9 protein-coding genes are annotated in these 10872 nt (G+C 51.8%); all 9 read right to left on the bottom strand.

Annotated features, from left to right (window positions below; translation table 11 throughout):
- Positions 1-142: 142 nt before the first annotated feature.
- Positions 143-568, bottom strand: a complete 426-nt coding sequence (locus ACKI3C_RS09005; RefSeq protein ID WP_407404211.1) for a hypothetical protein — start codon at positions 566-568, stop codon at positions 143-145.
- Positions 569-579: 11 nt separating this feature from the next.
- Positions 580-999, bottom strand: a complete 420-nt coding sequence (locus ACKI3C_RS09000; RefSeq protein WP_407404209.1) for a hypothetical protein — start codon at positions 997-999, stop codon at positions 580-582.
- A 42-nt stretch (positions 1000-1041) separates the two neighbouring features.
- Entirely contained in the window at positions 1042-1602 is a 561-nt protein-coding gene (locus ACKI3C_RS08995; protein WP_407404207.1) for an RNA polymerase sigma factor, read from the bottom strand.
- 23 nt (positions 1603-1625) lie between these two features.
- Positions 1626-2432, bottom strand: coding sequence for a hypothetical protein (locus ACKI3C_RS08990; protein ID WP_407404205.1), 807 nt, complete (start codon positions 2430-2432; stop codon positions 1626-1628).
- A gap of 30 nt (positions 2433-2462) precedes the next feature.
- The gene (locus tag ACKI3C_RS08985; protein WP_407404203.1) at positions 2463-3257 is read right to left on the bottom strand and encodes a hypothetical protein; all 795 of its coding nucleotides are present in this window, start codon (positions 3255-3257) and stop codon (positions 2463-2465) included.
- 11 nt (positions 3258-3268) lie between these two features.
- The gene (locus tag ACKI3C_RS08980; RefSeq protein ID WP_407404201.1) at positions 3269-4153 is read right to left on the bottom strand and encodes a hypothetical protein; all 885 of its coding nucleotides are present in this window, start codon (positions 4151-4153) and stop codon (positions 3269-3271) included.
- Between the two features lie 123 nt (positions 4154-4276).
- Complete coding sequence (locus ACKI3C_RS08975; RefSeq protein ID WP_407404199.1) at positions 4277-5398, bottom strand: helix-turn-helix domain-containing protein; 1122 nt, start codon at positions 5396-5398, stop codon at positions 4277-4279.
- Between the two features lie 454 nt (positions 5399-5852).
- Positions 5853-8699: a CUB domain-containing protein gene (locus tag ACKI3C_RS08970; protein WP_407404197.1), complete on the bottom strand. Its 2847-nt coding sequence runs from the start codon at positions 8697-8699 to the stop codon at positions 5853-5855.
- A 240-nt stretch (positions 8700-8939) separates the two neighbouring features.
- Positions 8940-10616, bottom strand: a complete 1677-nt coding sequence (locus ACKI3C_RS08965) for an AAA family ATPase (protein ID WP_407404195.1) — start codon at positions 10614-10616, stop codon at positions 8940-8942.
- Positions 10617-10872 lie beyond the last annotated feature (256 nt).

Genomic DNA, 10872 nt, shown 5'->3' with positions numbered 1-10872 from the left:
CCCCCGTGCCCCGCGGTTTTCCGCGGGGTTCCCCCTTCCCTCAGCACGCCACCGTTCCCGAGGGGTCTCAGCCATCCAGTGAACCAAAAATTGCCGTTGACACTAGAATGTATCAACGGCAACTTCTCGCTATTTAAGTTTATTACTTGTTATTGCGTTTTTGCAGCAATGTGCGAGTAAAATTGGCCTCGGCCTGCTTGAGTAGGAACAATTGTTTCTTCGAAAGAATCTTGGTAAACTTAACGAAGTAAGTGGCTTCAATCTCGCCTTCACGCACCTTGGCTTTCGACATTGCTTCGGCAGCTTGCAGGTACTCCGCATCGGTGGCATTAGCCTTCTTCGACACTGTAGCGGCGAGCGTGCGTGCTTCGCGGTTAGTTTGGTAGATTTCCTTTTCCATTGCCTCGTAGAGGGGCATGAACTCCTCTTGCTGGGCCTTGTCGAGACCTACTTGCTCAATGAGCATCTTGTGTTTCGTTTCAAGCATATCCTTTGCCCACTTGTTGCGGTCCTGTGCTGTTGCTGTAATCGCAACCATTGCGAGCATGATGATAATGAATTTCTTCATGATTGTCTTGTTTACTTTGTTACTGACTTGAGCTCTTCTCCGGCAGCATCCATCATCACGCTATCTTCATAGTTGAGGATGTCATACTCGCTGGTGCCACTCATGATAAGTTCCTCGGCATTCTTCTCGTCGTCCATGCCACGGGCCAACTCACTGATGTCGGTACCGTTATACATGTTGAAGACCTTTACCATGCCAAAGATGCCGGCAAAAGCGGCCGCCATGTAGAGGTAAGGCCTTACACGCACCCACATCGACGGCTTATCAACGACTGTAGCTTTTTGCTCCTGAGGTTTTTCAACCTCGGTTATCTCTTTTTCTGGCAGAGAATCCAACATACGCTTATTGAATTCTTCAAAGTAATTCTCCGGCACCTTGAAGCCTGGATCCTTACCTAGCCTTATCAATATTTTTGGATCTTCTTGTTTCATTGCACTTGTTTGACACTAGAAAAACGGAAAGGTTTAATGCGATTAGTCATTTTCTTGCAAAAAAGCCTCAATTTTTTTCAATGCATGGTGATAACTCGCTTTGAGAGCGCCTACCGATGTGCCCAGCACCTCACTCATGTCCTCATATTTCATCTCGTCATAGTAACGCAGGTTGAACACCACTCGCTGCTTCTCGGGCAACGTGGCGATGGCGCGCTGCAACTTGAGCTGCGCCGCATCGCCGTCGAAGAACTCATCGCTCTCGAGCTGGTTCACGAGGAACGAATCGTCGTCGTCAATGGAGATGTTGTTCTGCGCCTTCTGTTTATTGATGAATGTGATAGACTCGTTGATAGCAATCTTATAGAGCCACGTTGACAGACGGGCATCGCCCCTGAAGTGGTCGATGCTCGTCCATGCCTTGATGAATGTGTTTTGCAGCACATCATTGGCATCGTCGTGGTTAAACACCATGCGGCGTATGTGCCAGTACAGGGTGCTCGAGTAATGCTCGATGACCTTGCCAAACGCGGTGCGTGCAGCAGCGGGGTCGCGCAGTTGTTCGATGACCTGTGCTTCGTCGTATGTGTTGCGGCTTGCCATTAAAGTTTTGTGTTAAATGAAATTTAGTTGCTCACGGGGGTGAACATCTCACCTGCAAGCTGGAACTTGCGCTCGTCCATGACGAATGAGCACGATGCCTTGTTTGCCTTCACGTCGATCACGATGTCGAGGTCGCTGATCTCATACTCGTCCTTGGACTCGCTGCTCTTGAGCGCATTGCTCTGCTTAACCACGATCTTGCCGTCGCGGGTGAGAGTGAAGGGAAGCGACTTGTAATAAAGTGCCACGGGAACATCATTGGGCGTGCGCACGAAGTTAACCATGTGCAAGTCCAGCTTCTTTGTGCTGCAATCGGGGATAAACTCAAATGCCACCTCGTCGTCATCGAAGTAGAACTCATCGGTGCTCTTGTAAACCTTCATGTTGGCGAAGTTATAGGCATAAGAAGCGGTTGAATAGACGTGGTAGTCTCCATCTACGAGGTAGTCAACAGTCATTGCTCTGATACCCGGATCATAAGAACCTTGCAGGTTGATGATTGATTGCGACTGCGTGTTGATGAGTGACTTTGTGAAATCATAGCTCTGCTGGCCTATTTTCATGTCGATGGGGCCAAAGGTAAATGAGGTAGCCATTCCCAGATTACTTGCTGCCTTGATATCGCCTGTGACGAGCAACTTTGACATGTTCACCTCAAATCCCGAGAAGGCCTGCGTTAGCGTGGGCTCTGACTCGCTGTTGTTCTCGTCAACAACAAAGTTATACATGTAGATTGATAACGTCTGGATGTTTTCATCTCCGTTACCTAAGCACGATGTCATTCCCAGCATCATTGCTGCCAGCATCGCCATTGATAATACTTTTTTCATAATGCGTTATTTGTTTATTTGTTATTTTCTTTATTTATTAAAATTGCTGCCGAACATGTTGCCCTGCATCACCACATGGCGTCCGTCCATGTCGAAGGTGAGCGTGGCCTTGCGGCCATACTGTTCTACTGTGGCTGCGACATTAGTGATAGTGCATCCCACATAGTGCTGCGTGTCTTCCACCTTGTCGATGCTTGCCACAAAACCGCTGCCATCCACCATCGTGTAAGGTATGCCGCGGTATTCAAGGTAAGGCACAGCGTCACTGGTATCAAGCCCAAATGAACTCAAACCCAATGTAACGGTGCCTGTGGTGCCGAGGTCGAACACAAAACCCATCTTGTCGCTTTTGTTGGTATCGCTCCCGCTGGTGATTGTGGTTGTAGTGAACATATACGCTAAATTATTTACCGTGTGGACACGATAAGCGTCGCCCACCTCAAAGTCATAGGCCAGCGCACCCACACGCGAGTCGTAGATGCCTGTGAACCCTTTGACCCTAGCCCCCTGCACTGTCGATGTCGAGAAGTGGTAACCGTCGCTACCCGCTGTCATGGCCATGGGACCTGTGGCAAAGGGAGTATTGTAGGTGCCTGCGAGCAAAGTATTAACATCTACGCTCACAAGCATCTTGCCATAGTTGAACTCAAACTCGGTGATACCTTTCGTCAGTTCAAGTTTGCCTCCGCCCAGGGGTTCGACAAAGTTGAACACCCGCACTGGTACTTTGCGGCCATCGTCATCATTGATCGAACTCATGCACGACGTGGTGACGAGCATGGCACTGGCTGCCAGCATGAGTGAAGATATTGTGTTGAGTCTCATCGAGCAATGGATTACTTAATATTTTTTTCTTTGTAGAAAGTCCCTTTGGCTTGCACAGTGAACGGTTGGGTTTTCTCCTCGACGCTGCCCATAGTGAACGTGGTCTCGTGAACGCCGCTCACAAGCGACAACTTGGCCTTCATGCCACTCATGGGATAGAGCTGGTGGCCATTAGAGTCACGTGCGTCGGTAGTGGTGAGTGTTCCCGCGCTGCTGTCAATGCGTCGCAACACCGACACCACCTCGGGGCGCTCGGCCTCGAGCTCATAGCCGTCGGGCGTTGCCTTGACGGGAATACTGCGGGCGATGATAGTCTCAAACACGAGGAACACCTGCTCGTTGGTCAACGGCGACACTTTCATCGTTGCTGTCATCGATGCGGGGTTGATGTCGAAGGTGTAGATCGACGCCTTGTCGTTAGATGTCTTGCCATCGTCGTAGGTGAGCGTGGACGAGTTGCCCAGGAAGAACACCTGAGGCATTGTGCTCATCACGCGGCGCTTGCCATCGACGGTATAGTAGATGTCCATAGACTGCTCATTGAAGTCCACATTCATAGCCAGGTTAGCGATTCGGCTGTTGCTGGTGCTTGCAGCCGAGCATGTATATCGTCCTGTCTCGTCGTCAAGTTTCAGTTTCAGTCCCTTGACTGCGAAGTTCTCACCATTGAGTTGCATCAGCACGTCGGCAGTGAGGTCGGCGCGGTGAAACACTAGTTTGTTCTTAACCTTGGCAACCGAAGCATCGGCAGCCCCATTGTCGCACACATGGTTAAGCATCTCATACTCTACAGTCACATCACGATCGCGCCAGTCGGGCTCGTCATTTCCACAAGCAGGCAGCACTAGCATCACCGCCAGGGCCACGAGCATCATCACAAAATTGTTCTTTTTCATAGTCTATTCCTTTTTTAAAATATGTATCATGCAAAGTTAGTGTATAATTTTATTATTACCAAATCTACCACACACCACCCCGCCAAAGATTAAGTTTTTTTATTATTTGAAAGCAATATCCTATTATTTATGCTGCTTGTAGTTGCGTGTGAGCCACATGAGCGGTGTCTCGCCCTCTATTTCCTTGAACTTGCGGTTGAGCGACGGAGCGTTCTTGAACCCGCACTCGCTGGCCACGGCCTCCTGGGTAGCTGTGGGATGCTGCATCATATAGTTCTTCACGGCATCAATCCGGTAGCGGTTCACCAGTTCGCGAAACGTGACCCCATACCGCTGGTTGATCATCGTTGAGAGCGTGGTGCGCCCCACCCCAAGGCGGTCGGCCACAGCCGACAGCGTGAGATCCTCGTCAAGATATAGGCGCTCGCCATCCATGATGTGACGAAACCCGTCGGCAACGAGGTCCAGTTTGCCCGACGACATCTTCTCTTCATCGTTGCATTCATCTCCTGCATCGGTCAGCGAAAGAGGCACGGAGCGTATGTGCGACAACTCATAGAGCGACATTGTTTTCTCGGTGTCACTGTAATACTCCACATGGCACATGCAGTGTTTCACCACGCTCAACAGCACCATCGACACGCCTCCCAGCACCGGGACGCTCATCATGAACGGCCGACCCATCACCACAAGCGGCAGCAGCAAGGCTATCTGCACTAGGTATAGCATCGCCAGTGCTCTCGACGGCGTGGTGCGATGCCCCTTGAAGAAAAATCGAGCAGCGTCGCCCAGCTTGTATCCGTCCTTAAAGAGCACAATAAGACACTCCGCAATAATGACACACAAGAACACCAGGCTGCAAATGCCGAACAAGTCATACACCACCACGTCGTGGAGGTGGTGAAGCTGCGAGTCAAACTCGGGTACCACGATGCCGCAGTCGTGGTACTCGACCATGCGGGCAGCATTGTCAACGCCTATGATGTAATGGAACACATTCACGATAGTGCCCATGATCACAGCGGGAAGCAAGAACAGCAAGTGCCATGGCGACAAGCGCACCTGGGCGTGGTGCATGTGCATGAACATCACCACCATAGGAAACATGACCAGGCACAACGGGATGTTGATTGAATTCATGATCACCATCACGAAATAGTCGTCATGAGGAGTGATATAGAGAGCGTATGTCGCAAAATGGAATGCGCTCAAGGCCTGAATCCACATGAACAACCGCTGCCTCACATTTTTCACCTTCAACGCGAATGATGCAAACCAAATGAGACATACTATGCATGGCAATATATATATCAGATGCTCTACCATAAAGGCAACAATACAATTGACACTGCAAAATTAAATAATTAACAATAATCACAATAACGCACAAGCAATTTAGGACACTAAACAGGAATACACGGAAACTCTTTGAACAAAATAACAATAAATTACCCAAATGCAATGCCATTTCATAACACTTTGAACACACCGTGAGACTAATTTTGCAGCACAATAATCACACAGGACTATATTCATAACATGAAAGACACATCACCAATCTGAATTAATCTCAATGCACACAAAAAAAGTAATGCACCAAGCGTTATCTACCCGAAAAACACACACATTAGTAGGAAAGGCCGCCCAGGATGTGAATCCCAGGCGGTCTTTTTTATTCAGTAATGTAACAACGATGTCTTTACTGCACCTTCACCTTCTCGGCTACATCACCAGCCTTGATGATGTAAAGCCCTGGCGCGTTGATGGCGATGTGCTCTGTCTCGCGGGCTTGTGCCACCTGTGCCACGATGCGTCCGTCGATTGAGTAAACAGTCACAGGCATGCCTTGCGCCCCTTGCACTGTCGCCACATTGTCATCGAGCACGATGTTCACGCCTTTGCTGCTCATCACGGTGCCTATACCGGAGTTTTTGCTTGTGAACAGCAGGTTGATGTCGGGCAACGCGGCACTGGGCCAGCCATAGTCGCTTTCTAGGTCGAGGTGCTCGTCGGGATAGTAGGTCGATGCCACGCGGGTGCGGTTGGGGTCTTTTTCGCTCTTCTCGTATGTTCCGCCGAAGGTGATGCCTTGCCCGTTGGTGCCGGGAGCCACCTTGTGCATGAGCACCACGAGGTTGCCGCCCTTGTAGTCATAGGGGGTGTCGAGGGTGAACACCCACTCGGTGGTAGTGGTGCGGATGGGAACATTGCCCTCAAACACCTTTGTCAGCTCGCTGGCATAAATCGAATGGTCGTCAAGATTGTCCTTTGCAGTCTCGCCCACGTAGATGGTGACAGGAATGCTAGTGTAGTTCTTTGTTGACTCCACTGGGAACGACATGAGTGTGAGTGTTCCCTCTTTCACTCCTATCATGCTCTTGTCAAAGACGGTTTCCCACACGCTCTCATCGCTGTAAAACGATGCCGGGCACACATAGACGCCTGTGCCGTGGGTGATAATCTGCACATATTCGGTGCCCACTGGATAGACGGTTGAAGCCAGCGTGTTCTGTGACGTGTTGTTGTCCTGATTGTCGTCGGCAGCAAAGTCTATTACAGCCTTTATCGACATCACTCCTTCGTTTTTAGCGGCATAGCGTGCCTTGACCTCACCACTGCCTAGCGAGGGAATATCTACACCCAGGGCAGTGGCAAGCACTTTACCCTCGCCGTCAACAAGGTTTACGCGATAGTCATTGCCGCTCACGTTGTTGCGGCCTATGTTGTTGATGGCAAGTGTATATTCCTCTTCGGTGCCCACTGCGGTGCGGTTGGCTCCGGTGAGTTTGACTGCTTCCAGGTCGTTGTGCTGCATGACGGTCTCGGTGACAGTGGCAAGCCAGCCGGTAGAAGTCACCATGATGTCGCTCACGAAGCGGAATGTGAGTGCTCCGCTAGGATTGTTGGCACGCAGGTGCACCAGTTCGGCAGGAATCTTGGTTGCAGTGAAGCGTCCCACGAGAGGTGAGTTGGTGTCGGGACCGTCATAGACAATGAGTGTGTCGCCATACACATCGAGGTTAAACTGCGTGAACTTCATGTCGATGAGTCCGCCCTCGTCGGCAGGCTTGATGGTCATCGTGTAGTCGAGTTCGTTGGTGTAATATCCTGTTGCTCCCGGGTCGTAGAACTTGAACGTGTCGTCCTTGCCCACGAGTGCCTCGCCGTCGCCCATCACTATCCAGTTGTCATACTTCACCATGACGGGCTGCGACACCACTTTGGCTCCTGCTCCCTGGTCATTGTAGGCACGCACCTCGTAGGTGTAGGTGCCGAAGCCGGGCTTGTCGGTATAAGTGGTAATGGGTGCCTTCACGCTGCGTGCGCTGCGATTAGCGCCGGCTATGCGGGTGATTTCATAGAGCGTGATGCTCTCGGGGTCAAAGTCGCCGCCATACTGTCCTTGCGTGGGAGGTTCCCACGCGAGCACTGCATTGTAGTTGCCAGGAGTGACGGTGAAATTGAGCACTGCACCGGGAGGATTAGGACCCACGTGGGCAGGCACGTCATCGCTGTCGGCACCGCCGTTGCCATTGCCGTTGAAGGGCACGATCTTGTAGTCATGATGTCCGGCGGGCACATCATGGTCGGTATAGGTTGCGGTCTGCCCCATCTGCGATGCTGTAAGGTCTATGGTTGCAACAAGGGTGCCGTCGCGATAGATCTTCGCTCCGTCAAGTGCAGCGAGGGCATTGCCCTGGGCATCCTTCACGGGATTGGTCCATGTGAGAGACACGTCGCTGCCCTGTGCAGCGGCTGCACGGCAGGTCACGCGGTCGGGGGCGCCAGCGGGAGCATGGATATACTCAATGGCAAAGGCATTGAGGCTGTCGGTATATCCAATGGGGGTAGCCTTGCCGGTAGCAAGGTCGATGGTAAACAGCCAGTACTCGCCGTTGTTGACCCAGTAAAGGACATGGTTTTGGTGGTCAAACTCCATGGTCTGCGTGTAGGCCACGTCACGGCCGGTGTTGCCTATGAGCGTGCATGCGGCGGTAGCCTTGTCTATCTTGTAGAAATTGTTGTCGGTAGAAACGCCATACATCGTGCCATCGAGATCACACGCGAGTGCCACCATGTACACACCTGCCCCGCCATCCTTGGTGAAGGCAGTTCCCAGCGTCACGGTTCCTGTCTTGAGGTCGATAGTTGCGAGATTGGCGGCGCCATTGGCGATGCCATACACCTTGCCTGTGGTGTAGTCCACGGTCATGTCGCTGAGGGCGCGGTTGCTCACGCCCACAAACGTGCGCTCGCCTGTCGCCATGTCGATGGTGTAAAGACCGTCGATAGTGGTCTGTGTGCCGTAATGAGTCACCTGGCCATACCACTTGTAGTTATAGTAAGTACCGGCATAGACGTGCCCCAGCTTGCTCTGGTCGGCAATAAGCACAGGGTGCTCCGGGTCGTGGGCGTCAAACTTGATAGGTCCCGTCACATCAGCCTTGTCATAGGGTTGGTAACTGCGATAAGCATAGATAGTAGGTTGCGCACCCACAGCACACGCCACAAGCACACACAAAAGCATAGAGAAAATATACCTCATAATAATTAGATAAATAAGTATTTGTTGCAAAGATACATGTTTTTTCCCATTTACCATAATTTTTACCACATTGATTTAGAAACATAAGCGTGATTCCCGCGGAAAACCGCGGGACACGGGGGCTTGATGGGAACCCTCGGGTGACCCCTCGGGAACGGTGGCTTGATGGGGACCCCGCGGAAAACCGCGGGGCACGGGGGCTGGCTTGCGCTACCTGAGGGCTGGTGGCGAACTGGGGTGTCATGGTTGTGTGAGGAAGGTGGATGTGAGCCATTGCGGGGGGAGGTGTGTTGCTTGGGCAGCGGTGGCGAATGCTTGTGGCCATGGGATGGCTGGGTCTTTGTGCTTCAAGATGCGTGCTGCCTGGATGAGCTTTTCTTCAATATGGGCGCAGGTGAGGCTTGTGGGGCTGGGAGTGGCAGGGGGACTGGTGTCAGGGGTGTTGTCGCTTTTGAACCAGTCGATTGCATTGCCGTTGCAGCGTCCAAGGGTGTTGCGGCAAGGGGAATAGACGATGTTGCCGTATCGTATTGCGCTGTCATTCTCGTCGTAGTTGTAGATGTGTAGCGATACTGATGGCAAGGTGTTGAGCAGATAGGTGCTTGTGACTTTGTCAAGGTATCTGAATAAAGGGTTTTTGTCGAACATGAGGCAATACTGGTTGAGGGTTGGGTCGTCGTTGTCTTTCCACTCGCTGAAAGGTAGGTGTGGCGACATGAGTTCGCGCTCGAGGGATGGCATTGATGCGGATTGCGACAGGTTGTGTATCGCTTGACGGAATGTTGCGGCTTTTTCGGGAGTTTCGTTATTATCGTTATTATCGTTATTTTCGATTTTATCGCATTTATCGATTTTATCACATTTATCACTTTTATCATCTTGTAGTGCTCGCTTGAGGATGTTGATTACGGTGGGTTGTGAGACTGCTAGCCTTGCCGCGATTTGGCGTGTGGACCATCCTTTTGCTGTGAGTTTTAGTGCCTCGGCCTGGCGGTCGGCAGGCATGGGTATGTCAAGAAGCCGGTCTTCGGAGAAGCCGGCGCCGATGATGTTGAACAGAAGTAATTCTCCATAGCCCTTGGCGAACTTCATGGCAATGAGGTTGTGGGCGTCATGCTGGATTGCGGTGACGCGTGACTTGAGTTGCTTGATGTATCGAATGGAAGGGTCGGAGAAAGCCCTGCCGAGCGCGAATATTGAGTCGAATGAGTAGGCCATGTGCGAAGCGCCGAAGAGGGAGTTTAGCGTGATGGGGGTTTCGGGTCGGTGCTTGGTGGCGTGTGCCACGATGAGAATTGAGACGCTGTATTTTATGGTCCATTGTCTGAGTCGCCGCATGACGTCTTGTGAAACGCTGCAGTCTCGCATGGGGCAGATGTGTGAGATGTCGTCGATGATGACAACAGGCGTTTCCTTGGATACGAACTCGTGCTCGATTGCATCAAGGACGGTGTTAAAGTCTCGAGTCTGCCTGTAGGAAAGCTGTGGGTTGACTGTGACAAAGTGGATATCGAGAGGCGCATGCAACTTTTTCTCGACGCCGGGCATGGGAGAATCGTAACGCAGGCATGCCTGATGTGGGGAGTTCTCGAAGTCGATGTATAGCACGGGTATTTCTTGTGAAGCGATGTCGTAGGCAATCATATTGGCAAGCACAGACTTGCCTACGTTAGGCTCGCCGAAAAGACAGCATACTTCACCTTCGTGCCATAGGTCTTTCCAAAGAGATTGCGGGATGGTGCGTGCTGGTTCCGTTTGCCTATCGGAAGGCACGAAGAACGGATGCCGCAGGGCAGTATAGCCAGGCGACCAGAAGCCTTGTGGGGTGTAGTATTCACTGTCGTAGATCTCGCTGTTTTGCTTTACCTCGCATCGCACTGCTTGGTAGAATTTGTTGAGTACTGTTGAATTTTCCATGGGTGCAAAGATAATGAGTTGCTTGCGAGGGACTACTATCAACCGAGCAAATGAGGTGGGGATCCCCGCGGAAAACCGCGGGGCACGGGGGCTGGCTTGCGCTGACCCTCGGGAACGGTGGCTTGATGGGGACCCCGCGGAAAACCGCGGGGCACGGGGGCTGGCTTGTGCTGACCCTCGGGTGACCCCTCGGGAACGGTGGCTTGATGGGGACCCCGCGGAAAACCGCGGGGCACGGGGGCTGGCTTGTGCTGAC

Origin of the sequence: Sodaliphilus sp. (assembly GCF_045598405.1) — a bacterium.
Lineage (GTDB): Bacteria > Bacteroidota > Bacteroidia > Bacteroidales > Muribaculaceae > Sodaliphilus > Sodaliphilus limicaballi.
Note: the sequence above shows the minus strand (reverse complement) of the source record. Positions and strands in the feature narration are given on the sequence as shown.